Raw genomic sequence first — 24,094 nt, forward strand, 5'->3', positions numbered from 1 at the left:
TGACCAACACGGGCGGACCCCAAAAGGGCCCGCCCGTTTTCTTTCACGGTGAAAAACTACCCATGCTCAGTGAAATCGCATTCTACGGTGCTCTCGAAACCGGCCTGATCTACGGCCTGGTTGCCTTTGGTATCTATCTCTCTTTCCGTGTTCTCGACTTCCCCGACCTGACGGTGGATGGCAGCTTCCCCCTGGGCGCCGCCGTTGCCGCCATGTTGATTATTGAAGGCTGGAATCCCTGGCTGGCAACTGGCTGTGCGGTACTGGCCGGCATGGCCGCCGGTGCCGTAACCGCCATCCTGAATGTCAAACTCAACATTCTGAACCTGCTGGCCTCCATCCTTACCATGATCGCGCTCTACTCCGTGAACCTGCGCATCATGGGCCGGCCGAACGTGGCCTTGCTCACAGAAGAAACGGTACTGACTCCCTGGTACGACCTGGGCCTGGCTTTCCATCAGGTGCCGGTGTTGCTGTTTACCCTGGTCGCTATTGTGTCCCTGATTCTGTTGTGGCGTTTCATGAAATCCGAGACTGGCCTGGCCATGCGCGCCACTGGCGCCAACGCCCGCATGGCTCGCGCCCAGGGCATTGCGACCGGCGGCATGATCATACTGGGGGTTGCTCTGTCCAACGGTCTGGTGGGTCTGGCCGGTGCTCTGTTTGCCCAGAGCCAGGGCGCAGCAGACGTCACCATGGGTGTAGGCGTAATCGTGATCGGCCTCGCCTCACTGATTGGCGGTGAAGCCGTTATCACCCCCTCCACCGTGGTACGCGCCCTGTTGGCGTGTGTGGTGGGCGCCATCATCTACCGACTGGCCATTGCCTTTGCCCTGAATGCCGATGTCCTCGGCCTGCAGGCACAGGATCTGAATCTGATTACCGCGGTTCTGGTTACCCTGGCCATCGTACTGCCTGGCGTTCGCACCAAGATCGCCAGTCGTTTCACCAGCAAAAAGGCCTGAGGAGGCACTATGATCAGCGCAACCGATCTGCGGCTTACCTTTGGCAAAGGCACCCCGCTGGAAAACCCGGCCCTTCGGGGCATGAGCCTGACGGTAAACCAGGGCGAATTCGTGACGGTCATCGGCAGCAACGGCGCCGGAAAATCCACCTTCCTGAACGCCCTCGCCGGCGAAGTCATGGTGGACAGCGGCCAGATTATCGTCGACAACCTGGACGTTACCCGGCTGCCCACCCATAAACGGGCGGCGCGGGTTGCCCGGGTGTTCCAGGACCCCCTGGCCGGCACCTGCGAAAACCTGTCCATTGAAGAAAACCTGGCACTGGCCATCAAACGTGGCCAAAGCCGAGGTCTGACCAGTGCGGTGAAAAAGCAGTATCTCGGGCAGTTCCGGGAAAGCCTTGCCACGCTGAAACTGGGCCTGGAAAACCGCCTGGGTGACAAAATGGGCCTGCTTTCGGGCGGCCAGCGCCAGGCCGTCAGCCTGCTGATGGCCAGCCTGACGCCCTCCAGCATACTGCTGCTGGATGAGCACACTGCCGCACTGGACCCGAAAACCGCCAACTTCGTGCTGGAACTCACCCAGCAGATCATCGAGGAGCAGAAGCTCACCGCCCTGATGGTCACTCACAGCATGAAACAGGCACTGGAAGTCGGCAGCCGTACGGTGATGCTGCACCAGGGCCAGGTGGTATTCGATATTGCCGGTAAGGACCGGGACGGACTGGAAGTGAAAGACCTGCTGGGCCTGTTCGAGAAACAGCGCGGCCTGGAGGTGGACGACGACAGTCTGTTGTTGGGTTGAAACACCCGACAGACAAAAACGGGGCCCACGCGGCCCCGTTTTTGTTTCTACTTAGCCATTTTAGTGGCCGTAGATCACCATCTGGGTATTGGTAATGGCCAGGTCGTCCATAAAGATGCTGCCAATGGACGTACCACCCACCAGCACACCGCCAATGGTCATGTCAGCGCGGAACGAATCCATATCGACCGCAAGGCTGTCGACACCCAGGCTGTTAGAGCCCTTGTAGATATCGAGGTCCACCTTGGCGAACAGGTCCGGAATGTTCTTGTTGCGAACCGGATCATAGGTATCACCGGTCAGGCGCAGATCCCGGATGCCCACCGCCAGGAACGGTGCATCGAACTCCAGGTTATCAATCGCTATATCGGCGCGCAGGTTCATCACGTCGGTATCCGCATCAATCTCGATATTGGCGCCGCCCATCAGAATGTCAGCGGTGAAATTATCAAGGATGGTGGTGGAGTCTGTGGTGCCAACCAGATTCCACTGGTCGGTGGAGACCCGCACATCCACCGCACCGAACATCTGCGGCAGCACGTTGATGATGGCATCGCCGTCACTGAGCACATCGATTTCAATGCGGATGTTGTCCAGCAGGTCGGTTTGCTGGGCAGCGCCGCCCATCAGGTTAACGCCCAGTTCCGGAAACAGGTCGGTCCGGTTGGTACCGCCCACGAAGATGTTGTTGATCTCAAGCGACCCCTCATCGGTGTAGATAAACCGATCAATGTTCAGCTTGGTCTCCAGCTCAATGGTCACACCCGCCTGGCCGGTGATGTTTCCCATTGTGGTTTCGTCCAACGGTTGAAACGCCAGGGCCGCAGGGGGTGCCCCGGCAATACACAGCGCAAGAACGGTAGGTTTCAGGCCTTTCATTATTCTTTTCCTTTTATAGTCGTTATCACTTCCTGTGGGCCACTGCAGTATTACGACGCCACTGTCATACTCTACCGACACGTCGTTTTTGGATACGTGCAGAAGTCACAAAAACCTGCATTCCAGAACTTTTCAGGCGCACACTTTTTAACCACAAGATGTAGTGACATGCAGAGAATCCGTTAATGGCGCGGCTTCCCGCAGATTCAAGAACTTTTCCATTGATTTTCTTTGCCCACAGGCGCCAATCAATAGTTGCTCTCTTATTCACAGAACACTATATCCTGTTATACTTCCCAAAAAATAAGCCCATATATAGGGTCAGCTACGCCAACACCTACTGATTGTCAAGCAGTAGAAATGCCAGCAGACACAAGGCTGGCTGCAGTGATCAACACAGAATTCCGGTTATGGAAGGCAGTCTTCCCGGCCAGGCACGGACACCATATATAGTGATTCTGCTGGCCCGATAACCCATGAAGTACCAGAAACACACAGGGGTAAGGCGCTGAGGACGGCGTCTTCAAAAAAGAGACATACTGAAAACCGAGGGTGGCAATGAACGCTAAGGCACAGGCAGTGATCACAACGATTCCCATGCAGGAAGCTTCGCTAGATATCTGGAGCAGCAAGTACCAGCTCAAGACCAAGACCGGCGAGCCTGTCGACAAAGACATCAACGCAACCTACGAGCGCGTGGCCAAGGCCCTGGCCGAGGTTGAGAAAAAGAATCTACGCGACAAATATATGAAGGAATTCCTGTGGGCCCTGCAGAACGGCGCCATCCCCGCCGGCCGCATTACTTCCAACGCCGGTGCCGAAGCCCACAAGCCGGCCACCTCCACCATTAACTGTACCGTATCCGGCACCATCCAGGATTCCATGAACGATATCCTGGAGAAAAACCACGAAGCGGGCCTCACCCTCAAGGCCGGCTGTGGTATCGGTTACGAATTCTCGACCCTGCGCCCACGCGGTGCCTATGTCGCCGGCGCGGGTGCCACCACCTCCGGCCCGCTGTCGTTCATGGATATCTTCGACCGCATGTGCTTCACCGTGTCTTCCGCTGGTGGCCGCCGCGGTGCCCAGATGGCCACCTTCGACGTACACCACCCGGACGTGATCGAATTCATCCAGGCCAAGCGGGAAGACGGCCGCCTGCGCCAGTTCAACCTGTCCCTGCTGATCACCGAAGACTTCATCGAAGCCGTGCGCAACGGAGACGACTGGCACCTGTCCTTCCCGGTTACCCAGAAAGAAGCCGACGACGAAGGCCTGGACCTGACCGACGCCAGCCAGTTCGTCTACCGTGACTTCCCGGTACAGGAAGGCTACGTGGTGAACAACGAAGGCAAGGTCGCCTGCCGCATCTACAAAACGGTGAAAGCCCAGTTCATCTGGGACACCATCATGACCAGCACCTACGACTACGCCGAGCCAGGCTTCATCCTGATCGACAAGGTCAACCAGATGAACAACAACTGGTTCTGCGAAGACATCCGAGCCACCAACCCCTGTGGCGAGCAGCCCCTGCCCCCGTACGGCAGCTGCCTGCTGGGTTCCGTGAACCTCACCAAGTTCGTTGAGTACCCGTTCACCGAGAAAGCCAGCTTCAACTACGAGAAGTACCGCAAAGTGGTTGGCACCTTCACCCGCATGCTGGACAACGTAGTCGAAATCAACGGCCTGCCCCTGGGCGAACAGCGCCACGAGATCACCTACAAGCGTCGCCACGGTATGGGCATTCTGGGCCTGGGCTCCACCCTCGCCATGCTGCGCATGCCTTACGGCTCTGACGAGTCCGTGAAGTTTACCGAAGAAGTGGTTCGTGAAATGGCGGTAGAAGGCTGGCGCCAGTCCCTTGCCCTGGCCGAAGAGAAAGGCCCGGCGCCAATCATGGACGACGAGTTTGAAGTAACGCCGAAGATGATGACCAAGTGCCCGAAACTGGCCGAAGACGGCATCAAGGTGGGCGACAAGGTCAAAGGCAAGGTACTGCACGCCAAGTACAGTGCCTACATGGGCCGTATTGCCGAAGTAGAGCCGGAGCTGGTAGCCAAACTGGCCGAGAAAGGTGGCCGCTTCACCCACCACACCTCCATTGCCCCGACCGGCACCATCAGCCTGTCCCTGGCCAACAACGCCAGTAACGGCATTGAACCGAGCTTCTCTCACCACTACGCCCGGAACATCATTCGTGAAGGCCGTAAAACCAAAGAGAAGGTAGACGTATTCAGCTTCGAACTGCTGGCCTACCGCCACCTGGTGAACCCGGGCGCCATGCCGTTCTCCGATGAAGACGACAAGAAGCTGCCCAGCTACTTCACTACCTCCGACGACGTAACGCCCACGCAACACGTCGACATCCAGGCTGCGGCACAGAAATGGGTAGATTCCTCCATTTCCAAAACCGCTAACGTTCCGACAGAATTCCCGTACCAGGATTTCAAGGACATCTACCTGTACGCCTACGACAAGGGTCTGAAAGGCTGCACCACCTTCCGCTTCAACCCGGAAGCGTTCCAGGGCGTACTGGTTAAAGAGAAAGACCTTGAGAACACAATGTATGAGTTCACCCTGGACGACGGCAGCAAAGTGACCCTGCGCGGCAACGAACAGGTTGAGTACGACGGCGAAATTCACACCGCCGCCAACCTCTTCGACGCGCTGAAAGAAGGCACTTACGGCAAGTATTAATCCGGGAACCGACAGACAGGAATTACGAACATGACAGTGAAAATCAGCAACAAGATCGTCGGCTACCGGGTAAAGAAAGCCGACGCCGAGACCACGGGTGAGCACCAGGCGCCGGTGAAAGCCGACACCAAGCCGGTGGAGATGAACGAGAACATCGAACGCCCGGATTTCCTGCTGGGCACCACCTACAAGATCAAGCCGCCGGTGGCCGAGCACGCGATGTACATTACCATCAATGACATCCTGCTGAACGAAGACACCGATCACGAGAGCCGGCAGCCGTATGAAGTGTTCATCAACTCCAAATCGATGGAACACTTCCAATGGGTTATCGCCCTCACCCGCGTTATCTCAGCGGTGTTCCGCAAAGGTGGTGACGTCACCTTCCTGGTGGAAGAGCTGCGCAGCGTTTACGACCCCAACGGCGGGTATTTCAAGAAGGGCGGCGTGTTCATGCCCTCACTGGTAGCCGAGATCGGCGCCGTGATCGAGAAGCACCTGAAGGCCATCGGCCTGCTGGAAAGCGACGAGCTGAGCGAGACCACCAAGCGCATCCTCGCTGAAAAGCGCGCAGAGTTTGAGGCCAGCCAGAACAAGGCCACCAACGACGACAGCGGCAGCGACTACCCCGCCAACGCCACCATGTGCGGCAAATGCAGCACTAAAGCGGTGATTGTGATGGACGGATGCGCTACCTGCCTGTCTTGCGGCGACAGCAAGTGCGGTTAAGGTGATTGACTGCTGAGTGATGAAAAGGCCCGGTTGCGGAAGCTTCCGGGCCTTGCTGTTTAAAGGCAGCACACACAAGGAATGTTCATAGATCATGGCAAGGAATCAAGGCCAAGGTGGGCCGATTGAATCACGGCTAATCAGCTTATTGGCATCGTTGTTTTTCTCTATCCCAACAGCAGCCCTCATTTGGCTCTGGGTCAATTTGGAGTTAGCCATTTACTGAGATTCCTTTCTCAGTAGTGGTTACCTTGTCGCCTGTATTATTGTCTTCGCTGTGTTGGCCATACTGCTCCCGCAATTGTTTCCATCCATTCTCGGGTCCATTTGGCGGGGTTACATGTTTGATGCAGTCAGCGCACGCTTTGATCTGTTTTAATAGGGACGTTATGAAGGAAATTCTTGTTGTTGGTTGTGTCTTGTTTTTGGCGGCTTGTAAATCAAGCAATTCCGATAATGACCAGCCAGATGTTGCCGCCAAAACAATCGCTCCTGAGGTAGGAAGCTGGATCAGGGCCTGCTCCCCAATTGATGATGTGATCACAGCAGAAATATTTTATGACGGCGAGTTATCCGCTCGGTGGGTAGAGCGACTCGACATCACAGAAAACACTATAGTGGTCTCTCGATCCGTTTATATTGATGAGATGTGTGAGACGCCTCTGTCCTTCGAGGACGGACCCGGAATTGTACTTCAGTGTTTCGGGGAAACTCGTGAAAGAGTGCTGGTACAAGGCGTATACGAGGTGCTGAGCTTTCCCTACATAGATGACCGGTACAATCCCCAGGTTCCCGAAAGTTGTGATTTGGCATCTGAGCCGGGCATGAACGTTTATCCGGTGGGTGATGTGCTCTACAGGGCTTACTATACGGACGCGATGAGCAGTGAACCCTCGGAACTGGTGGTCGATTTCAATCAGGTTTTTGAAAGGGTCCAGTGATCTGAATCGACCATTTTTCACCGGAAAGGGAACAATCTTTGGAAAGGATAACCGTGCCTGCGTCAGCCCCTCTGGTCAGCATCATCACCCCCACCTTCAACCGTGAGCGCACCATCACGCAAGCGGTCGAGTCTGTGCTGGCCCAATCCTATCCCCACTGGGAGCTGATCATCGTCGATGATGGCTCCCGGGACAGCACCCGCGAGAAGCTGGCCAGTTACCTGAATGATGACCGCATCCACTACCATTTTCAGGAAAACCAGGGCCAGAGCATTGCCCGGAACCTGGCGCTTCAATATGCCCGGGGCGAATTACTGTGTTTTCTGGATTCCGATGACCTGTGGGTGCCTGAAAAGCTGGAGAAGCAAGTGGCGCTTATGGAGGCTCACCCGGAGGTGGATGTCCTTCACAGTGATGAAATCATGATCGACGAGCAGGGCCGGGAGTTGTCCCGCAAGAATATGCGCCGGTACTCGGGCCGGATTGCCCGCCAGATGCTGGTGGACAACAGCGTAAGCATCAACACGGTAATGGCGCGGCGGAAATGCTTCGATGCCCTGGGCGGGTTTTCGGGCCGCTACGGCGTTGCCGACGATTACGACATCTGGCTGCGTTTTTCAGCCCGTTTCACCTTCCTGTATGTGCCCGAGTACTGGGGTTATTACCGGGTGATGGCAGACCAGATTTCCAGCGACAAGAAACGCCGATTTGCCGCCAACGAAGCGATCATTCGTGATTTTATCGGGGAATACGGAAGTACACTCCAACCCGGTGACATCCGCTGGGGTCTGGCCCGCTTCTACTGCCGGAAAGCCCGTCATTTTGCATCAGCAGGAGACTCGGCGACGGCCTGGGGCGCGGTTGCCCAGGGGTTGCGGTATGCTCCCCTGGATTCGGTGGTATGGCGCGCCGTTTATCGGGTGATCTTTCCCCGCCGTGGTGCGAGACAAGATTGACATTGGTAGCCTGCCAAACTGGCTTTCATCAAAAAAGGAATGACCATGAAATGCCCTAAATGCAGAAATACGGACCTCAAACCCACCAAAATTGAGGATGGCCTCCCGGTTATGGGTTGCCCGGACTGTGAGGGTGCCTCGCTGTCATTGCTCTACTATCGCGACTGGGCGGAACGAAATGCACCGGTCGAGCAGAGCGAAGCCGTAGACGCGGATGTAACCGTCGAAAACGATGCCAAAACCGCCCTCTCCTGCCCCAAGTGCAGCAAACTGATGACCAAGTACTCGGTATCCAGCGAGCACAAGAACCGTATCGATCTCTGCGCATTCTGTGATGAGGCCTGGCTCGATGGCAGCGAATGGACGTTACTCAAGTCCCTGGAGCTCGCCCACAAACTTCCCTCGGTGTTCACCGACCAATGGCAGCGGAAGGTGCGGGATGAAAAAATGGAGAGCAAGAAAGTCGAGCGCCTGAAAAAACTGGTGGGAGAAACCGATACCACGAGGGCCGTTGAAATCCGGGATTGGTTGAAGAATCACAACCGAAAGGCTGCTATCGTTCAGTTTATTGCCTCGGAGTAATCGGTGTTTAGCTGGAAACGCTGAACTTCCCCGCTCTCGCGGCACTGGTAACTACCCGTGTCGCGTCATAAGGTATCGGTTCCACCATATCGTCAATGGAAAGCGAAACCAGCGGCGGTATCGGCCATTCAGCCCTCCTACTTGCCAATACTGGTGTTATCGCGCGCTTTGCCTAAACTAATCCAAGGTTCTCCATCTTCAGACTTTCTGCCTCCACACAGGTTAACTATCTGTGTCCTCGCTGCCTTAATGTCCTGATGCTTTGATGGTCCGCAGTGCTCCTACCTAACGGGGTCAGGATGCCTTCCTGCTCCGGTAACTACCGCAGGACAAAAATGAGGGGATTACAATGAGACTGATCTTCCGATCAAGCGGAGGCCCGGTATCCACCGTCTATTACCGAATCTTTGATGCCGATGACACGCTACACTGGATAGGCCTCGCTGATGGCAAAATCGACCTTTCAAGGTACGGCCGTAATTCCCGGGACGCCTACAAAGACCTCTCTCCCGGGCACTCAAAAGTAACGATGGAGCTGAAATGGGGAGGCATTACCGGTAGCGCCATTGTCAGTGCCAAAAAACAATACTCCGAGCACAGTAACGTGGTCATCACGCCGGTGATGACACCGGTGGAAATCACCACCGAACCCATGGATCTGATAAAGCTCAGCGGCAAAAGCGACCAAACCATCCTGAGGAACCGTGGCAGGGAAGAATCCGAGCAGACTTTCATGCTTGATGCCAAAAAAGCGGCCGACATAGCGATGGCTGTAGTGGATGGTTTAATCGGTGGTTATGCCAAAACCAGCGTAGTACTTGGCACGTCCAAAACGGGTGTTGGTCTCGCAGGACAGATACTCAGCTTGTTCGGTTCAAACACAAAACCAGAGCCTCTGAAACTCGAAGATATCACCAGCAGCCTGATCGAAGCACTGAGCCAGAACGAGGCTAAGGTCCAGTCAGCCAAAATCATGTTGGTATCCCGGTGGCTGGATCACTACATATCCAAATCCATCGCTTTGAGTACTCAGGGCAATGCCGCTGGCCAGGATCTGTCGGAATACGACAAACAGGAATTCCGGGACGAGTTGAACGCGCATCTGGATGGCAGAACCGAATTTATCGGCGCACTGGCAGTGTTGGAACACAACCGCGAGATAAGAAAATACGCGATCCCGGAATACATCATGGGGTTGACCTTGCGACTGCACATGGAGCGGCTCCATCTCCACGTCAAGAAAGAGCAATCTCCTCTTGATGAACACGACATTGCGAAAATCATCAGCCTGGCACAAGGATACGTTACGACGCTCCACGAATGTGAGTCGGACTTCAAAAAGCTTCGCGCCGACCTGATCCGAAAATACCCACTGATCGATTCGAGTTGGGAAGATTATACTAACCCTGCACCGGGCTCAGGGATTATCGATGTGGTCGATATGAGCGGCCCGGAAGGCTCGTGTTTTGGTCGGGGAATTACCGTCAAATACCTGGCCGGAGACCGTTGGTTGATCATCAAGACGATCAGCGCGCTGAGTGCAATCATCAAGGAAATGGAAAGCTACAACCTGGCAGAAACCTCGCCGCCCAAGGCGCCAGAGGTCAAAAGCCTGCAGTAACGGCCTATACTCATTGGCCGGCCACAGCGTGGCCGGCAGCTTTATCACCATAAGGTGCGATTAGGCCGCTATCACTGCAGCTACTCAGGGCCAAGCGGGCGCCCTCGCTATAGATCGGCGATTCGCTATAATTACGGATCTCAAATCCACTCATCTATCAGCGGACTACTCCACAAAGAAAAAGGACTTTCCATGACTCTCGGATGGGTAATTGCCGGCACAATCGGCCAGGTGCTTCTGGCCTACATGCTGTTTATTCTGGGTGTATTCGGTTTCAGCGCCGTGGGTAACACCCACCGCCCCACTCCGTTCGATTTCTCGGTACTCAACTCGGCCCTGTATGCAGCGCCTGCAAGCTGTCTGATCAGTGCGGTGGTTGTTATTGGTCTCTACCGCTCTGGCGCGAGTGAAATGTCCTATCTCTGGTACGCAGCGCCGATTCTGTTGTTTGCAAGCTACTGCCTGTACGTCAAGCTGTGTATCAAACGCCAGTGAGTGGCGTTGTGTCGAAAATCTTCAATACCCGCTCGCCCGTAGTCATTATTGTGAAACTCCAACACTATTGGAGAACATGAACGATGACTGCACGCGCGAACTATATCGGCCTGGCACCCAAAGCCATGCAGATCCTATTGAATCAGGAAGCCTATCTGAAAGAGCAGTTCAGCGACTCCAGCATCCTGAGCACGGCGTTGTGGGAGCTGCTGAAGCTACGGGTTTCACAGATTAACCAGTGCGCCTTTTGCGTGGACATGCACAGTAAAGATGCCCTGGCCCAGGGCGAGACAGTGGAGCGTTTGATTGGCTTGAGCGCTTGGCGGGATATGCCGATGTACTCAGCCACAGAGCGCGCGGCTCTTGAGTGGGCGGAGCATCTTACCCAAAGCAAGCCGGTGGACGACCACTACTATGACAAACTGGCAACGGCCCTTGGCGAAAAAGGGCTGGTTGATGTAACCATCGCGGTGAACGCGATCAACAGCTGGAACCGGATCGTCAAAGCCTTCAAGCCAGAGGTAGGCAGCTATAAACCCCAGTAGCCTTCGCAAACCTGCATTCGACTTTCAGTTGTCCTGTCCATCGGGCCCGCTTTCGGCCTTTGTTCAGGGGCTTTGGTCTGCGGCTGTCTCAGAATCGGTAGCGGAACCTGTGGTAAAGCTGTTGCATTCTGAGGCGTGCAGCAGCATCTGGTTCAGTCTTGCGGGGGACGTACGAATCGGGGATATAGCAATTCCTGAAGGGGTGGTTGTTTTGCCGGTAGAGAAGGTGGCCGCCCAGGTATCACTGGCGCCGGGATCAGAGCTCGCGGGGATTCGCTTTCAGCCTGCCATCGGCTATGGCCTGATCTGCCAGCACTTTGGCCGGCCCACGGTACTGAACCGTGACCCGAGGCAATTGCCCGGTCTCATTCCGCTCTTTTCCCGCCTTAAAACCTGTTGCAACAACGTAAGCCGCGTGAGCACGATGCAGAGCTGGGCTGAGAACAACTTCCGGCTAACCCGGCTCATTCCCGGCGCTCTGCAGCAGGCTCTGGACTGTATAAGAGACGATGCGGAACCGGGCTCGCTCACGCAACACCTGGAAATCAGTCAGCGCCATGTGGAACGCCTTTTCAAACACTGGATGGAAATGACGCCCAAACAGTACCAGCGCATTCTTCGGGTGAAACGGGCCATCAATTACATTCGTGAGCATGGCCAGGTTAACCTGGCCGAAGTCGCTCACCAGTTCGGCTTCAGTGACCAGGCCCATATGACCCGGGAGTTTCGTACGATTGCGCGCATCACGCCGGGCCAGGTGTAATCACTGAAAATGAGGCATGAGGACTGGAATCTCCCCGCTTATTTTTCGTAGCCTGTTATCAGGTTCATTGGCAGCCTCCCGACCAGGTCAGATCAGCAAATCAGGAGTTGTATCTCATGAAGGGAATCAGAAGCGCCTGCGCGCTTATTATCCTCACGTGTCTCTCGGCACTGACTCAAGCCGCCACCGCCGTCGAAATGGCCAGGCAAGCGTATTTCCTGATCGAGCGCGACCCTCTCGATCTCGATCAACGAGATGAAGCCAGTTACCTGATTCAGCGCGCCAATGTGTTGGACGGCGACGAGCCATGGGTGGCGGTTGCCCAATCCCGCCTGACTCTGGTGAGCGGCTACAAGGTTGGGCAACGACACGATCGCCGGGCCTACGAAGAAAGCGCCGTCAGCACCGCAAGGCAACAGGCAGAACGCGCAGTTCGTAATGGGCCGAACCTGGCCATGGCACACGTTCAGTTGGCCATGGTGCTCATTATTCAAGGCGAACTGCGTACGGCCTGGGATCATTTGAATACCGCAGACTCACTGGATGAACAGAGCTTCTACCCCTGGTACCTGCGGACGGTTATCGCGATACACCACAAAGACGAAAAATTCGCCGCAGAGGGTTTCAAAGAAATCGAGAGCAGAGCATCCCAGAAGTATCAGAAACGCCTGTTGCTTCATGAGCGCATGCGGTTGGCCAAGGCCACTAAGAACCTCGAGGAGCGGGATCGGCTGCATCGCAAAATGATCGAGCTGGACCCTGACTATGCCTACGCCTGGGGCAATTACGGTTCATTTTTACTTGGCCAGAAACGTTACCGGGAAGCCGTGCATAACCTGGAGCGAGCCGTAGAGTTGAAACCCTACGGGCTCGCGGTGAGCCAGTTAGCGGAGGCACGCAGGAAGCTGAATCAGGCGTTTTGATTCGCTTCAAACACTCAAAACAATATCCTCATAATCAAACCGTACCTTCGGTAACTGCGCCGTGGTGTCCCAGACACTGCGGTACCCCAGCGCCACGATGGCGGTGCTCTCCAGGCCAAGTTCCGGCAGTCCCAGCACTTCGTCGTAGGCTTTATGATCGAAGCCGGTCATGGGGCAGCTGTCGATCTGCATGGTGGCGGCGGCGGTCAGAAGGGTGCCCAGGGCAATGTAGGCTTGCTGATGAGCCCAGGCTTGTTTCTCGGCCGCTGTTTTGCCCGAAAGCGCCTGTTTCATATGTTCCACATATCCGGCAATGTCGCTGGCCGGGACACCGCGGGTCTTCACGAACTGGTCTACGTAGCGATCAACGGTGTGGTCGCCAATCTCTGTCTGGGCCGCGAAAACGATCAGGTGGGAGCACTCCAGCACCTTTTGCTGGCCGAATGAGTGCGCCAGCAATGCCTGCCTCACCCGCCTGCTCTCCACTACTAGGAGCTTGTACGGCTGCAGACCGTATGACGAGGCGCTTTTCCGTGCCGCATCCAATAGAGTTTCGACAGTACGGGTATCAAGCTTTTCCGGTGAAAATTCGCGAACGGCGTAGCGCCAGTCCAGGGCTTGGTGGATATTCATGGTGATGACTCCCTTAGCAGTGACGTGTTGCTGACCACTCTAGGGCGCGGTTATCTATCAAAAAACAGAGAATCCTGAAGAATACTTTTTCCAATATAGAAATAGTTGTACCAACACAGTCATCGGGTAATCGTTACCGCTCATTCCCAATACGGCTTGTCACCGAGGTGTTGGTCAATGTGCTCCAGCAACAACCGCACTTTGGTGGGCTGTTTTCGCCCCGGGGGAAACAACGCGAACACGGTATAGGTCTGGGGTGGGTATTCCGAAAGTAAGGCCACCAGCGCCCCATTGGCCAGGTCCTGTTGTACCAGGAAGCGCGGCACCAAGCCCACCCCTGCACCGTTGAGCAAGCTCTGCCGAATGGCCAGACTGCTGTCGGTACGGTAATTGCCGCTCACGACGACTTCTTTATCGCCCAATGCCCATACCCGGGGCCGGTCATGAAGATTGAACATCAGGCAATTCTGTGCGGCCAGGTCGGCGGGTGTGTGAATGGCGGGCGAATGCTCCAGATAGCCCGGCGCAGCACAGACAATATTCCGGGACTGTCTTAGCGGTTTGGCCAGCAGGCTTGAATCTGCCAGAGTGCTGCGAATGCGAATGGCCATGTCCACACCCTGCTCCACCAGGTCCACCATGCGGTCACTGAGCTGAAGATCGATCTCGATCTCCGGATACCGGGCCAGAAAGCTGTCGATGGCCCCGGTAATGTGGGTAAGCCCAAAAGACATGGGAACGTTCAGGCGGATAAGGCCACGGGGTTCCGCCTGAAATCCGCGAGCCTCCAGCTCGGCATCTTCAAGTTCATCCAGCAATGCCTGGGTACGCTTCAGAAAAGCCAGACCAGCATCCGTCAGGCTCATGCGGCGGGTGGTACGGTTGATCAGGCGAGTATCAAGATCTCTCTCCAGAAACGCGATGTGTTTGCTAACGGTGGCTGCGGTGATATCCAGGTCGTCGGCGGCCCGGGTGAAACTGCCCAGTTCTGCCACGCGCCTGAAGATGTTCATTGCGACCAGTTTGTCCGTAGCCATGGCTCGCCCCTCATTATTTCCAATTTGGAAGGAGTATTATTCGAATTAGACTGATTATCAAATCAATCCGAAAGCGCACACTGGTGGTCACCAGACATTTTTCACACATCGGAGTGCCAGCCATGCTTGCCACCACATCAAGATTCAGCCTTCCCCTCCAGGCCGTACTCTGGGGTTTACTGCTAATCAATGGCTTTCTGATTGCACTAATGCTGGCGCTGGCCAAGGCCGCAACGTCTCTCGGCCTGCCGGCCGTTGCCTACGCCTTCTGGCAAACACTCATTGCGGGCGTCGTGCTGCTGTTATGCACGGGGGAGCGCCGGGCGATTCATCAAGCAAGATTCGCCCGCTATTTTCTGGTCAGCGGCCTGACCGGCATTGCCGTGCCCAACGCCATCGGTTTCTTTCTGGTGACAAAGCTGGGGGCCGGCTACACGGGAATTATGTATGCCCTTCCGCCTATCTTTACCTTCCTGTTAGCGTGGGGCCTGGGGCTGGAAAACCGCAACTGGCTCAAGCTCGCCGGGTTGTCCATCGCGGTGATGGCCTGCGGCTGGATTGTGGTTCAACGCCATGCTGAAATGAGCAACGCCAGTCCACTCTTGTTTGTTCTTGGGCTGGCCATCCCTGTGATGTTGTCTGTGGGGAACGTATATCGCTCTGTGGCCTGGCCAGCAAAAGCCAAACCGATGATTCTTGCGGCCGGTACCCTGCTGGCGTCTGCCCTGGCGCTGGCTCTGTTCGCCGCTATGACAAACACCGAACTGCTTCCATCAGGCACATCGCCTCAGTTGATTGGCATTCTGATGCTGCAGGGGCTACTCACGGCCCTTACCTATCTGGTCGCCTTTGAACTGCAACGGCGCGCAGGCCCGGTATTTTACAGTCAGTTAGGCGCTGTCGCCGCCGTGTTCGGGCTGTTGATCGGCGTCGTCTGGTTCAGGGAGCAGTATTCTGCGGCCATCTGGCTTGGGGTATTTCTGGTGATTCTCGGCTTACGAATCAGCAACCGTGCGGCGGCACCTGCTCCATCCTGAACGGAGCATTTTTCAGGCATTCAGGGTTACTCGATCGGCTGGCGTAACTTGCGGCGGAACTTAAAACAGAATAGCTTGAACACTTCTGGTTAAACCTTGAACGGAGCTCAATCATGCAAAGGATCGCATCACCCAAATTTGGTTTGCTCGGCCTTTCAACGCTGTGCCTGCTTCCCGGCATTACCCAGGCCGGTGGCCCGTCTCCCGAACACTACCTCAAAAACAGCCCGATGGTATTGGAGATTCGCTATTGCGAATGCCAGGCCACAGAGCCAGGCCAGGCTCCCACCGAATTACGCCCGGCGTTTCTGGAACAATCGCGTCTACTGGAAGTTGACGTAGACCCTGACGGCAAGGGCTTTGTGTCGTCACCTGAAATGACACTGGACTTTGAACTAAGAGCCCTGCCGGAATCCCCCGGGGATTTCATGCTTAGCTTTGCCGGCAATTATGTGGCCGGCCAGCAAAATAGCACCAGCACCGGAGAGGTATTGCTAAAGGACGATCAGTGGCTGAATCTGTTCGGCTCCGAGCATGTAAGAGAAAACAGCACGCAATACGGCGATGTTGCGGTAAGACTTATTTCCGGAGACTTGCAAGCCAGGTAGTAGTGATACACTTGCAGCCCGCCATTAAAGCCCACTTTGAACTGGTTCCACGAGACGCTCATGGTTAAATCGATCGCTTTGGCGGTGCTTCTTGTCCTGCTTCTGGCTCTGATTGTTTTTCAGTACGCCATAACCTCTGTGCCCAGCCTTGAGCCACCCATCACCGTGAGTGATGCCCGGCGCGTCGATGACAACAACTCCTTGCTGGTGTCGCTCACCGGAAGCGATGGACAACGTTTCACCCTGGGGCTGCGGGGCGATATTGAAGACAAACCGGAGGAAACCGCGCTGTTTTTCATCAGCCGCCCGAACCTGGTGCCCTATGTGTACTGGCCAGGGTTCCGCAGTAATGACGAAAAACGGGTTCTGAATTTGCTGACGTCTTGGGAAAAAAACCGAAAGGCGCCTTCTGAAGATTCAGAACACGCGGCGTATCAGATTTATTCAGTGTTAAAGGGTCGAAACTAACCCCGGGCTCTAGCCCGGGGTTAACTTAAAGCTCAGGCTTACGAGCAAGAGCCGCAGCAGGTACCGCCCTCACCGTGCCCACCCTTTTTTGGCTCGTCGTTCTGCGTCTCCGCAGTACCACTTGCCTCGACGTGTTCAACGCCATTGCTTTCAGTTTCTGCGTCTTCTTTCTTGAAAATATTCACGAATGACAGGGCCATTTGGACTCCTCGGTTTACTACTGGATTTAACATTCATTTTTTATGAATGTTATTGGGAGACATCCGTTCGGTCAAGCAATTTACACCTCAGGTAACCTCAAATTTGATTCCCGTGCCGGAGCCTCTATACAGAGTCATGCTGAAGACAATACCATCAGGGTTTCCCCAAAGCTCAGGGAACTCGACGGAAGCCGCGCGGATTCCAGGCAGTCTTACCTGGTTCAATTTGTTCAAAGGACGAAGCCGCTACTATGAAAACCATAGGCCTCATCGGTGGAATGAGCTGGGAGTCCACCCAAACCTACTATCAGTTGATCAACCAGAAAGTCCGGGACGAGCTGGGCGGGCTGCACTCAGCGCGACTGGTTCTCTACAGTTTGGATTTTGCCGAGATCGAAGCCCTGCAACATCAGGGGGACTGGGCGGCGACCGGAGAAATTCTTGGTGCGGCCGGCAAGGCGTTGGCCGCGGCAGGTGCGGATTTCATTGTGTTATGCACGAACACCATGCACAAAGTGGCAGATAGTATTGAGAAGGCTTCTGGCCTGACCATGCTTCACATTGCCGATGCGACAGCTGATGCGCTTCATCGCGACGGGATCGATTGTGTCGGCCTTCTCGGCACAAAATTCACCATGGAACAGGCGTTCTACAAGGAGCGTCTGGAGAACCGGGGCATTCGCGTACTGGTGCCGGATGATGCCCAGAGGGCATTGGTGCATACGGTCATTTATGACGAGCTTTGCCGTGGTATTATCCGCAGGCCTTCGAAACAGGGCTATCTGAAGGTGCTGGACTCACTGGCCGCACGGGGAGCGCAAGGCGTAATACTGGGTTGTACCGAAATCGGCTTGTTGGTGCAGCAGGCTGATACTGCCATTCCGCTTTACGACACCACCCGCATCCACGCTGAACAAGCCGTGGCGCACGCTTTAGCGTGACCAGCGAGCCGTTTCAGCCGCCACAGTTTAGCTCCTCATTCACTTGGTGATGGTATTAACACGTTCTATGAAAAGCTGGCTACTTCTCGGCCTGGCCATTGTGGCTGAAGTGATTGCGACCTCGGCACTGAAATCCAGTGACGGATTCACCCGCCTGCTGCCAAGTGTTGTGGTGGTGATCGGGTACAGTGTGGCCTTCTATTTTCTGGCGCTGGCCATCAAGGTGATTCCAGTGGGGATTGCCTATGCCGTCTGGGCCGGGCTGGGCATTGTATTAATTTCGCTCATTGGTTGGTTACTGCTCGGTCAAAAGCTGGATTTTCCTGCGGTTGTCGGTATGCTGCTGATTGTAGCTGGCGTATTGGTTATCAACCTGCTTTCCAACACAGGTGCACACTGAACCGACATGAGTACCGTAACTTCGATCACCATTCGTAAATACCGGATTCAGGATCTGAGCCCGGTGGTTCGCCTGTTCACCGATTCCGTGCACGAGCTCACGGCAGGCGCCTACGACGAAACCCAGCGCTATGCATGGGCTTCACGCACACCCCATCTGGATACCTGGCGCGAGCGCCTGGAGTCTCTGGAGACCCTGGTGGCAGAAGAAGGCTCAGATCTCGCCGGTTTCATTTCCTATGAAAAAGATGGCCATATCGATCTGGTATTCACCGCTCCCAACTACGCCCGTCGCGGCATTGCTTCTGCCCTTTATCACGAGGCAGAACAGCAGCTCAAAGAGCTGGGCGTAACAGAACTCAAGACCGAGGCCAGCGTGGTCGCCCGGCCCTTCTTCGAGCGCCACGGTTTTGAGGTGGTGGATGAGCAGCGAGTCACGGTGCGTGGCGCCCAGTTCCTGCGTTATCTGATGCGCAAGAAGCTCGACGCCTGACCTGGACTCAAGCGGGCTCTTCGGCCTCTTCGGCCAGAGTCCGCACCCGCTCAAAGTCTTCCTCAGTAAACACACCATTCACCCCGGATATGGCGGCCAGCTCCATGCCGTGCTTGAGCCCGAGCTTGTAGATCTCCCGCACCTTCTCCCATTCAATGTTACGGCCGAGCGTGAAATTCTCGAACCGGGCCTCCAGTGCCAGCACAATCGTCTCCGCCAGACAGGCGTAGGCGATGCCCCGGGGCAAGCCAATGTCCTTCATGCGCACGTCTCCCGGTAGCTGGATTTCCCCGGATTCGATCACCAGCACATCCGGCCGCTTGGCCACATCCTCCGCCGGGATATCCAGCGGCCGGGCCACGTCGGTAATCACACAGCCTGGTTTCACCTGCATGATGTCCAGGATGCGTTTACCGGCCCCGGACGTAGCGGTAACCACCATGTCCATTTCGGAAAGATCGCGGTCCGTGGTGGCAGAGACGTGAACGATGGCCCCAGGAGTTTCCAGTTCGATACTTTCCTTCAGCGCCAGCAACTTGGCTGCCTCTGGGGCCACCATGTGGATTTCATCCACGGCTTTGGCCAGCAGGCGCGCGCACACGGAACCGATGGCGCCTGTGGCCCCGACTACCATCGCCTTACCCGCCATTTTGCCGCTCTTACCAATACTCACGCGGCCGACTTTTTTGGCGGCATCGTGGGCGGCCCAGAGCGCGCCGGAGGCACTGTAGCTGTTACCCGTGGTGATCGGTAAAGGTGCGCGTTTGGCCACAGTAATGCCGGCGTCCCCCACCACTTTGGTGAAGGCACCCAGCCCCATAATCTGGGCCCCAAGTTTCTTGGCCAGTTTTGCCGCCGCCAACAACCGGCTGTAGGTAAACTCCGGGCCGTGGGCCATGATTTCCTTGGGTGTGCCGCCTACGGTGATGAGCCATCCCTCGGCTTCATCTCCGGTGGGGGATTTGATGCCGCTCACCTTGGAATAAATGAAAGGCGGTGTGTAAGCCACAGCCTTCTCCACCAGGTTCATCACGGTGGGTGGAGAGACATTGGCAATCCAGTCCAGTGGTGGGGTTTTGGTCAGGTACTGCTGAGACAACGGATGAATCACGAAGGCGAAGCGGTTTACCCGCCGATAACCGTTGGGGTAAAGAATCCGCGGCTCAATTCCCAGGGTCTGAATAACATCCAGGAAGTCGTCTGCGCCCAGCTGCTCCGGCGTGCGGGACATCGCCGCGCTGATCATCGCCTCCATCACATTCACGCCCACGGGTCGACCTTCCAACCAGGGGCTGTAGTCCACCACCATGGCCACCTTGCGGGAGCGAAACCAGTCCAGGGCGGATTCGGTGACCCGGGAGGTGATCACGGTTTTACCGTCCAGCTCTTTCTCCGAGAAGGCCTCCAGATCGCCCATGGCTCCCACAATCACATGGGAGTCCTTTACCGACTCATGCAACGAGCCACGAATGAGCTTCTCGCCCATGCGGTAAATCGGTGTTTTGTGCAGTGCTTCAATAAGCTTGACTGCCGCGGGGCGGAAGGTCACCGGAGCCGTCAGCGAGGTATAGGTTTCCAGTTGGCGAAGGGAGGTAAGCAATCTCGGTACGCCGAAATCCAGATAGGGATCGGCAAAAAACAGGTTATCGGTGTGTTCAGACAACGCCTTGGCAATTCGGTAACCGGCCTGGCCATTCAGAAACAGCACCCGGGCGTTGTCAAAAAAGTGCCCCAGCTCTGTTTGGGTATGGCGCACCGCCCACTCCTGCAAGATACCTCGGAGGCCGGCACCGGTCGTCACCGGCTTGTCGGGAACGCAGGCTTCCAGCCGGGCAGTGTCCGGATGTTCCAGCTGTTCACGGCCCACCTGGTAGTGATCGTGAATCATGCTCAGGCCAATGGCATCAGCCTCCCCGCGAACCGAATCCAGCACGGCTTCGGCACGTTCCAGGTTGCCATCCGTGCCCACCCGAATAATCCGGAATGGCTGTTCCAGAAACGTGGTTTCCAGTTCGTAATCGTATTCCGAAGATCCCTGGCTGACACTAACGACCGTTTTCATGGCGGGCATCCTTGTTGTTTTGTTCTGCAATCAGTTTAGAAGATGGAACGCTCCGCCGCTTTAGCTCAGATCAAATAGCAGGCACAAAATAACCGGCTAAACTCATGCTGTATCTAACCCTCAAACCCCAGTCCGATTCAGGGAGGCTCCATGACCATTCAGGAAGAACTTAACGCCACCATTGCCGATCTGGTCCAACCGGGCAAAGGCATTCTGGCCGCAGACGAAAGCTCCCCGACCATTGCAAAACGCTTCAAAGCCGTAGGCGTTGAATCCACGGAAGCCACGCGGCGCGAATACCGAAGCATTATTTTCTCCACGCCCGGTCTTGGCGACCACATCAGTGGCGTGATTCTTTACGAAGAGACCCTGGAGCAACTGAGTCTGGACGACGTTGCTATTCCCAAGCTCCTTACCAGCCAGGGCATGGTGCCGGGCATCAAGGTCGATCAGGGCAAAGGCCCGCTGGTGAATGCCCCGGGGGACGAGATTACCTACGGGCTGGATGGCCTGGCAGCCCGGCTTGAGCACTACAAAGCCATGGGTGCCCGCTTCGCCAAGTGGCGAGATGTGTTCCATATCTCGGATACCCTGCCCTCGTTCCAGGCCACCAAATCCAATGCCGAGGTGCTGGCCCGCTATGCCGCCGTGTGCCAGTCGATGGGTATTGTGCCGATCGTGGAGCCGGAGGTACTGATTGACGGAAATCACACCATCGAGCGGGCTGCAGAGGTGAGCGAAGACGTATTGCTGGAAGTCTTCAAGGCCCTGCATCGGCACCGGGTGAACCTGGAATGCATGGTGCTGAAGCCCAGCATGGTGACACCGGGCAAGGAATCCGGCAAAGCCACGCCTGAACAGGTTGCCGAAGCGACACTGAGCGTCTTCCGGCGAGTGGTGCCAGCGGCCGTCCCCGGGATATTTTTTCTCTCCGGAGGCCAGACACCTGAAGAATCCACCGAGAACCTCAATGCTCTGAACAGCATGGGCTACCATCCCTGGGAGCTGAGTTTCTCCTACGGCCGGGCCCTGCAGGAACCTGCCCAGAAAGCCTGGGTAGGCAAACTTGAAAACGCCGATGCAGCGCAGGCGGCCATGAAAAAACGGGCCAGACTCAATGGCCTGGCCCGTTCCGGTGACTATACCCCAGCAATGGAGAACGAGGGCTGACCGGCCCTCAGTTACAACCGCTCACGCACCCGGCGGAACCGTTGAAGGCCATGGTCTGGCCGCTCAGCGGCACATGAACTGGCATGGACGCCAGAGCCTGGAACTGCGCCGTGCGGGTGCCCTCTTTCACCTTTCCACCCTCAGTGGCCGGCTCGTTGGCGTGCGACGCGATCACCGCAGCCGGTTCAATCAGATCATTCACCACGTAGGCTGCTTCTTTCGGGCCGGTGGTAAAGGTATCGCCGATATTCATCACCACTAGTTGGGCCTCGTAGTGGTCATTAACCACCAGCTTCTGCTCGGCAGTAATCCCGGTATCCCCGGACAGATACACCACCAGGCCATTGCTGAAGGTCAACACGTAACCGGTAGGCGGTCCCACACTGGCCCCCACGCCGGCTGCCGCCAGATAGTCCGCCAGCGGCCCGGAAAGAAACGACGGTGACACCCCGTTACTGTGCACAGCCGGCACGGTGGTGATGGATACACCACCGATGTCCCTGCTTCCGCCAAAGCGCACCAGTACGGATTTCGATGGATCACCGCTACCTTCTTTCAGTTTCGCCGCAAAGAACGCGGGCATTTCGCTGCCGGTCACGATGGTGGCGTTTTTCTTCAGGGCAATGTCCACGGTGTTGGACTGAGGCAGGCTGGAAACGGAGGTATCCGGGCTGGCGCAACTGCCCTGGTTGGTTTTGGCGATGCGCTGGTCTCCCACGTGGTCACCATGCATGTGCGAAACCAGAACGACATCAATGTTGCCAAGCCGTGGGTCATCGGAGCCGGCCACGGTTCGGCCGGCATCGTAGAGAATGCGGGTGCCGTTGGGGTCTTCAAAGATCAGGGCACGGTCACGACTACAGAACTCGCCGTCGTGACTGCCCAATGGCGTGACTTTGACCGCGTGATCGTCTGCCTGCGCGGCGGTAACCGCCGTCACCGCCAGGGCGGCGCCGAAAAACATGTGGGCCGCCATGCCCACTATTCTTGTTCTCATGGTGTTGTCCCTCTCGTTTACATGAACCGGAAGGATTTACGACAACAGTCCCGGTTTGTACCAGTCTAGCCCAGAGGAACGAAAAGTGAGGAGTCAGGCGGCGTTGGTGCTGCGTTGCGGCAGGTCGACTGGTTGATCCAGGCAGGCGAGCATGGGCGCAACCTCACGGATTTTTCGGGCCTGAGGCCAAAGCGCCTCGGCTTCAGCGAAACCCTGGCGCAGGTAGTTGAGCCATTGCTTGATGCGGCCGGTCACATATTTGTCTTCCAGGCGGGTTTGCAGGGCGGCAGCGTATTCCCGCACCAGAACCACGGCCTCTGCCCAGCTCATGGGTTCCAGCACCTCGCCGTTCTGGGAGGCTTTAATCTGCGCCGCCAGGTCCGGCCGGGCAATCAGGCCCCGACCGATCATCACATCGTCGCAGCCAGAGACCTTCCGGCAGCGCCAGTAGTCTTCCACGGTCCAGATTTCGCCGTTGGCGATTACGTGGCTTTTGACCGCTTCGCGTACCTTGGCGATTTCTTCCCAGTAAGCGGGCGGCTTGTAGCCATCTACCTTGCTGCGGGCGTGAATGACAATCTCAGAAGCACCGGCCGCATCCAGAGCCTGGCCACAGGCCACGCCCATGGAGCGGTCGTCATAGCCCAGGCGCATCTTGGCGGTCACCGGAATGTGGGCAGGCACCGCTTTACGCACCGCCGCGGTAATTTCATACATCAGCTCGGGCTCGCGCATCAGCACACAACCGCCTTTGTGCTTGTTGACGGTCTTGGCCGGGCAGCCAAAGTTGATGTCCACCTGCCCTGCGCCCAGTTCGGCAGCCTTGGCACCATGGCGGCCCATCATGTCGGCATTGGAACCCAGCAGTTGAACGGCTACGGGTGTACCTACTTCTGTGAGCGCACCGTTGTAAAGCTCCGGAGCGTACTTGTAGAAAATCCGGGGCGGCAACATGCCGTGGGTCACGCGAATAAATTCCGTCACGCACCGGTCAATCCCGCCGACCTTGGTCAAGGTTTCACGGATAGGTGCGTCGACCAGCCCTTCCATCGGGGCAAGGATGATTCGCATGAAGGCTCCAGAAACTGAGAGGAGTGAATCAGAGTGCGGCTGATCAAAAATCAGGCGGAGCCGATTGTAAGGAATTCG

27 protein-coding genes are annotated in these 24,094 nt (G+C 56.3%); 19 read left to right on the forward strand and 8 right to left on the reverse strand.

Annotation, left to right across the window (positions count from 1 at the left end; genetic code table 11):
* Positions 1 to 62 precede the first annotated feature (62 nt).
* The gene (locus tag ARC85_RS12455) at positions 63 to 965 is read left to right on the forward strand and encodes an ABC transporter permease (RefSeq protein ID WP_014421769.1); all 903 of its coding nucleotides are present in this window, start codon (positions 63 to 65) and stop codon (positions 963 to 965) included.
* Positions 966 to 974: 9 nt separating this feature from the next.
* Positions 975 to 1,769, forward strand: a complete 795-nt coding sequence (locus tag ARC85_RS12460) for an ABC transporter ATP-binding protein (protein WP_011784596.1) — start codon at positions 975 to 977, stop codon at positions 1,767 to 1,769.
* A gap of 60 nt (positions 1,770 to 1,829) precedes the next feature.
* Here the strand turns inward: ARC85_RS12460 and ARC85_RS12465 are convergent, their stop codons facing one another.
* Both ARC85_RS12465 and ARC85_RS12470 read right to left on the reverse strand, forming a co-directional pair.
* Positions 1,830 to 2,648, reverse strand: coding sequence for a DUF6160 family protein (locus ARC85_RS12465; RefSeq protein ID WP_121206340.1), 819 nt, complete (start codon positions 2,646 to 2,648; stop codon positions 1,830 to 1,832).
* A gap of 64 nt (positions 2,649 to 2,712) precedes the next feature.
* Positions 2,713 to 2,919: a hypothetical protein gene (locus ARC85_RS12470; RefSeq protein WP_147232538.1), complete on the reverse strand. Its 207-nt coding sequence runs from the start codon at positions 2,917 to 2,919 to the stop codon at positions 2,713 to 2,715.
* A 287-nt stretch (positions 2,920 to 3,206) separates the two neighbouring features.
* On the opposite strand from ARC85_RS12470, the gene ARC85_RS12475 reads away from it, so the two are divergent.
* The 10 genes from ARC85_RS12475 to ARC85_RS12520 all read left to right on the forward strand — a co-directional run bounded on the left by ARC85_RS12475 (position 3,207) and on the right by ARC85_RS12520 (position 12,900).
* Positions 3,207 to 5,345 (forward strand): adenosylcobalamin-dependent ribonucleoside-diphosphate reductase, encoded by a 2,139-nt coding sequence (locus ARC85_RS12475; RefSeq protein WP_153741104.1) that lies wholly within the window; start codon positions 3,207 to 3,209, stop codon positions 5,343 to 5,345.
* A gap of 30 nt (positions 5,346 to 5,375) precedes the next feature.
* Positions 5,376 to 6,074: a TSCPD domain-containing protein gene (locus tag ARC85_RS12480; RefSeq protein WP_023008181.1), complete on the forward strand. Its 699-nt coding sequence runs from the start codon at positions 5,376 to 5,378 to the stop codon at positions 6,072 to 6,074.
* Between the two features lie 389 nt (positions 6,075 to 6,463).
* On the forward strand, positions 6,464 to 7,015 hold the full coding sequence (locus ARC85_RS12485; protein ID WP_153741087.1) for a hypothetical protein: 552 nt from the start codon (positions 6,464 to 6,466) through the stop codon (positions 7,013 to 7,015).
* Positions 7,016 to 7,053: 38 nt separating this feature from the next.
* A complete protein-coding gene (locus ARC85_RS12490; protein ID WP_114434920.1) occupies positions 7,054 to 7,971 on the forward strand; it encodes a glycosyltransferase in 918 nt (305 codons plus the stop codon).
* Between the two features lie 45 nt (positions 7,972 to 8,016).
* The gene (locus ARC85_RS12495; RefSeq protein ID WP_153741086.1) at positions 8,017 to 8,553 is read left to right on the forward strand and encodes a TFIIB-type zinc ribbon-containing protein; all 537 of its coding nucleotides are present in this window, start codon (positions 8,017 to 8,019) and stop codon (positions 8,551 to 8,553) included.
* Positions 8,554 to 8,902: 349 nt separating this feature from the next.
* Positions 8,903 to 10,174: a hypothetical protein gene (locus tag ARC85_RS12500; RefSeq protein WP_153741085.1), complete on the forward strand. Its 1,272-nt coding sequence runs from the start codon at positions 8,903 to 8,905 to the stop codon at positions 10,172 to 10,174.
* 192 nt (positions 10,175 to 10,366) lie between these two features.
* Positions 10,367 to 10,669 (forward strand): hypothetical protein, encoded by a 303-nt coding sequence (locus tag ARC85_RS12505; protein ID WP_023008175.1) that lies wholly within the window; start codon positions 10,367 to 10,369, stop codon positions 10,667 to 10,669.
* Between the two features lie 83 nt (positions 10,670 to 10,752).
* Positions 10,753 to 11,214, forward strand: coding sequence for a carboxymuconolactone decarboxylase family protein (locus ARC85_RS12510; RefSeq protein WP_011784580.1), 462 nt, complete (start codon positions 10,753 to 10,755; stop codon positions 11,212 to 11,214).
* Positions 11,215 to 11,416: 202 nt separating this feature from the next.
* Positions 11,417 to 11,977 (forward strand): helix-turn-helix domain-containing protein, encoded by a 561-nt coding sequence (locus ARC85_RS12515; RefSeq protein ID WP_273031578.1) that lies wholly within the window; start codon positions 11,417 to 11,419, stop codon positions 11,975 to 11,977.
* A 116-nt stretch (positions 11,978 to 12,093) separates the two neighbouring features.
* A complete protein-coding gene (locus ARC85_RS12520) occupies positions 12,094 to 12,900 on the forward strand; it encodes a tetratricopeptide repeat protein (protein ID WP_153741083.1) in 807 nt (268 codons plus the stop codon).
* A 6-nt stretch (positions 12,901 to 12,906) separates the two neighbouring features.
* Here ARC85_RS12520 and ARC85_RS12525 read toward each other — a convergent pair whose 3' ends face one another.
* Together ARC85_RS12525 and ARC85_RS12530 are read right to left on the reverse strand one after the other, a co-directional pair.
* The gene (locus tag ARC85_RS12525; RefSeq protein WP_011784577.1) at positions 12,907 to 13,533 is read right to left on the reverse strand and encodes an NAD(P)H-dependent oxidoreductase; all 627 of its coding nucleotides are present in this window, start codon (positions 13,531 to 13,533) and stop codon (positions 12,907 to 12,909) included.
* 140 nt (positions 13,534 to 13,673) lie between these two features.
* Positions 13,674 to 14,570 carry a LysR family transcriptional regulator gene (locus ARC85_RS12530; protein WP_011784576.1) on the reverse strand — a complete coding sequence of 299 codons (897 nt, stop codon included), beginning with the start codon at positions 14,568 to 14,570 and terminating at the stop codon, positions 13,674 to 13,676.
* A 122-nt stretch (positions 14,571 to 14,692) separates the two neighbouring features.
* Between ARC85_RS12530 and ARC85_RS12535 the strand changes: the two genes are divergently transcribed.
* From ARC85_RS12535 to ARC85_RS12545, 3 genes are all read left to right on the forward strand, one after another.
* On the forward strand, positions 14,693 to 15,607 hold the full coding sequence (locus ARC85_RS12535; protein WP_011784575.1) for an EamA family transporter: 915 nt from the start codon (positions 14,693 to 14,695) through the stop codon (positions 15,605 to 15,607).
* Between the two features lie 113 nt (positions 15,608 to 15,720).
* Entirely contained in the window at positions 15,721 to 16,215 is a 495-nt protein-coding gene (locus ARC85_RS12540) for a hypothetical protein (protein ID WP_273031536.1), read from the forward strand.
* Positions 16,216 to 16,275: 60 nt separating this feature from the next.
* Positions 16,276 to 16,683 carry a hypothetical protein gene (locus ARC85_RS12545; protein WP_273031538.1) on the forward strand — a complete coding sequence of 136 codons (408 nt, stop codon included), beginning with the start codon at positions 16,276 to 16,278 and terminating at the stop codon, positions 16,681 to 16,683.
* 38 nt (positions 16,684 to 16,721) lie between these two features.
* On the opposite strand, the gene ARC85_RS12550 is transcribed toward ARC85_RS12545, so the two are convergent.
* Complete coding sequence (locus ARC85_RS12550; RefSeq protein WP_222533636.1) at positions 16,722 to 16,883, reverse strand: CCGSCS motif protein; 162 nt, start codon at positions 16,881 to 16,883, stop codon at positions 16,722 to 16,724.
* A 251-nt stretch (positions 16,884 to 17,134) separates the two neighbouring features.
* Between ARC85_RS12550 and ARC85_RS12555 the strand changes: the two genes are divergently transcribed.
* The 3 genes from ARC85_RS12555 to ARC85_RS12565 all read left to right on the forward strand — a co-directional run bounded on the left by ARC85_RS12555 (position 17,135) and on the right by ARC85_RS12565 (position 18,716).
* The gene (locus ARC85_RS12555; RefSeq protein ID WP_286714949.1) at positions 17,135 to 17,824 is read left to right on the forward strand and encodes an aspartate/glutamate racemase family protein; all 690 of its coding nucleotides are present in this window, start codon (positions 17,135 to 17,137) and stop codon (positions 17,822 to 17,824) included.
* 67 nt (positions 17,825 to 17,891) lie between these two features.
* The gene (locus ARC85_RS12560; protein ID WP_113879638.1) at positions 17,892 to 18,224 is read left to right on the forward strand and encodes an SMR family transporter; all 333 of its coding nucleotides are present in this window, start codon (positions 17,892 to 17,894) and stop codon (positions 18,222 to 18,224) included.
* Between the two features lie 6 nt (positions 18,225 to 18,230).
* Positions 18,231 to 18,716: a GNAT family N-acetyltransferase gene (locus tag ARC85_RS12565; RefSeq protein ID WP_014421789.1), complete on the forward strand. Its 486-nt coding sequence runs from the start codon at positions 18,231 to 18,233 to the stop codon at positions 18,714 to 18,716.
* A gap of 7 nt (positions 18,717 to 18,723) precedes the next feature.
* Here ARC85_RS12565 and ARC85_RS12570 read toward each other — a convergent pair whose 3' ends face one another.
* Positions 18,724 to 20,778, reverse strand: coding sequence for a DUF8754 domain-containing protein (locus ARC85_RS12570; RefSeq protein ID WP_286714950.1), 2,055 nt, complete (start codon positions 20,776 to 20,778; stop codon positions 18,724 to 18,726).
* 150 nt (positions 20,779 to 20,928) lie between these two features.
* Here ARC85_RS12570 and ARC85_RS12575 point away from each other — a divergent pair, with 150 nt between their 5' ends.
* Positions 20,929 to 21,948: a class I fructose-bisphosphate aldolase gene (locus ARC85_RS12575; protein WP_286714952.1), complete on the forward strand. Its 1,020-nt coding sequence runs from the start codon at positions 20,929 to 20,931 to the stop codon at positions 21,946 to 21,948.
* A gap of 7 nt (positions 21,949 to 21,955) precedes the next feature.
* Here the strand turns inward: ARC85_RS12575 and ARC85_RS12580 are convergent, their stop codons facing one another.
* Both ARC85_RS12580 and ARC85_RS12585 read right to left on the reverse strand, forming a co-directional pair.
* A complete protein-coding gene (locus ARC85_RS12580) occupies positions 21,956 to 22,945 on the reverse strand; it encodes an MBL fold metallo-hydrolase (RefSeq protein ID WP_431607188.1) in 990 nt (329 codons plus the stop codon).
* A gap of 93 nt (positions 22,946 to 23,038) precedes the next feature.
* Positions 23,039 to 24,016, reverse strand: a complete 978-nt coding sequence (locus ARC85_RS12585; RefSeq protein ID WP_273031549.1) for a tRNA dihydrouridine synthase — start codon at positions 24,014 to 24,016, stop codon at positions 23,039 to 23,041.
* Positions 24,017 to 24,094 lie beyond the last annotated feature (78 nt).

Origin of the sequence: Marinobacter sp. tcs-11 (assembly GCF_002049515.1) — a bacterium.
Taxonomy (GTDB): Bacteria; Pseudomonadota; Gammaproteobacteria; order Pseudomonadales; family Oleiphilaceae; genus Marinobacter; species Marinobacter nauticus.

Excerpts from the sequence above, each read along its gene's own strand:
- ARC85_RS12455 (WP_014421769.1), top strand. The coding sequence starts at position 63 with ATGCTCAGTGAAATCGCATTCTACGGTGCTCTCGAAACCGGCCTGATC.
- ARC85_RS12460 (WP_011784596.1), top strand. The coding sequence starts at position 975 with ATGATCAGCGCAACCGATCTGCGGCTTACCTTTGGCAAAGGCACCCCG.
- ARC85_RS12465 (WP_121206340.1), bottom strand. The coding sequence starts at position 2,648 with ATGAAAGGCCTGAAACCTACCGTTCTTGCGCTGTGTATTGCCGGGGCA.
- ARC85_RS12475 (WP_153741104.1), top strand. The coding sequence starts at position 3,207 with ATGAACGCTAAGGCACAGGCAGTGATCACAACGATTCCCATGCAGGAA.
- ARC85_RS12480 (WP_023008181.1), top strand. The coding sequence starts at position 5,376 with ATGACAGTGAAAATCAGCAACAAGATCGTCGGCTACCGGGTAAAGAAA.
- ARC85_RS12485 (WP_153741087.1), top strand. The coding sequence starts at position 6,464 with ATGAAGGAAATTCTTGTTGTTGGTTGTGTCTTGTTTTTGGCGGCTTGT.
- ARC85_RS12495 (WP_153741086.1), top strand. The coding sequence starts at position 8,017 with ATGAAATGCCCTAAATGCAGAAATACGGACCTCAAACCCACCAAAATT.
- ARC85_RS12500 (WP_153741085.1), top strand. The coding sequence starts at position 8,903 with ATGAGACTGATCTTCCGATCAAGCGGAGGCCCGGTATCCACCGTCTAT.
- ARC85_RS12505 (WP_023008175.1), top strand. The coding sequence starts at position 10,367 with ATGACTCTCGGATGGGTAATTGCCGGCACAATCGGCCAGGTGCTTCTG.
- ARC85_RS12510 (WP_011784580.1), top strand. The coding sequence starts at position 10,753 with ATGACTGCACGCGCGAACTATATCGGCCTGGCACCCAAAGCCATGCAG.
- ARC85_RS12520 (WP_153741083.1), top strand. The coding sequence starts at position 12,094 with ATGAAGGGAATCAGAAGCGCCTGCGCGCTTATTATCCTCACGTGTCTC.
- ARC85_RS12525 (WP_011784577.1), bottom strand. The coding sequence starts at position 13,533 with ATGAATATCCACCAAGCCCTGGACTGGCGCTACGCCGTTCGCGAATTT.
- ARC85_RS12530 (WP_011784576.1), bottom strand. The coding sequence starts at position 14,570 with ATGGCTACGGACAAACTGGTCGCAATGAACATCTTCAGGCGCGTGGCA.
- ARC85_RS12535 (WP_011784575.1), top strand. The coding sequence starts at position 14,693 with ATGCTTGCCACCACATCAAGATTCAGCCTTCCCCTCCAGGCCGTACTC.
- ARC85_RS12540 (WP_273031536.1), top strand. The coding sequence starts at position 15,721 with ATGCAAAGGATCGCATCACCCAAATTTGGTTTGCTCGGCCTTTCAACG.
- ARC85_RS12545 (WP_273031538.1), top strand. The coding sequence starts at position 16,276 with ATGGTTAAATCGATCGCTTTGGCGGTGCTTCTTGTCCTGCTTCTGGCT.
- ARC85_RS12550 (WP_222533636.1), bottom strand. The coding sequence starts at position 16,883 with ATGGCCCTGTCATTCGTGAATATTTTCAAGAAAGAAGACGCAGAAACT.
- ARC85_RS12555 (WP_286714949.1), top strand. The coding sequence starts at position 17,135 with ATGAAAACCATAGGCCTCATCGGTGGAATGAGCTGGGAGTCCACCCAA.
- ARC85_RS12560 (WP_113879638.1), top strand. The coding sequence starts at position 17,892 with ATGAAAAGCTGGCTACTTCTCGGCCTGGCCATTGTGGCTGAAGTGATT.
- ARC85_RS12565 (WP_014421789.1), top strand. The coding sequence starts at position 18,231 with ATGAGTACCGTAACTTCGATCACCATTCGTAAATACCGGATTCAGGAT.
- ARC85_RS12570 (WP_286714950.1), bottom strand. The coding sequence starts at position 20,778 with ATGAAAACGGTCGTTAGTGTCAGCCAGGGATCTTCGGAATACGATTAC.
- ARC85_RS12575 (WP_286714952.1), top strand. The coding sequence starts at position 20,929 with ATGACCATTCAGGAAGAACTTAACGCCACCATTGCCGATCTGGTCCAA.
- ARC85_RS12580 (WP_431607188.1), bottom strand. The coding sequence starts at position 22,945 with ATGAGAACAAGAATAGTGGGCATGGCGGCCCACATGTTTTTCGGCGCC.
- ARC85_RS12585 (WP_273031549.1), bottom strand. The coding sequence starts at position 24,016 with ATGCGAATCATCCTTGCCCCGATGGAAGGGCTGGTCGACGCACCTATC.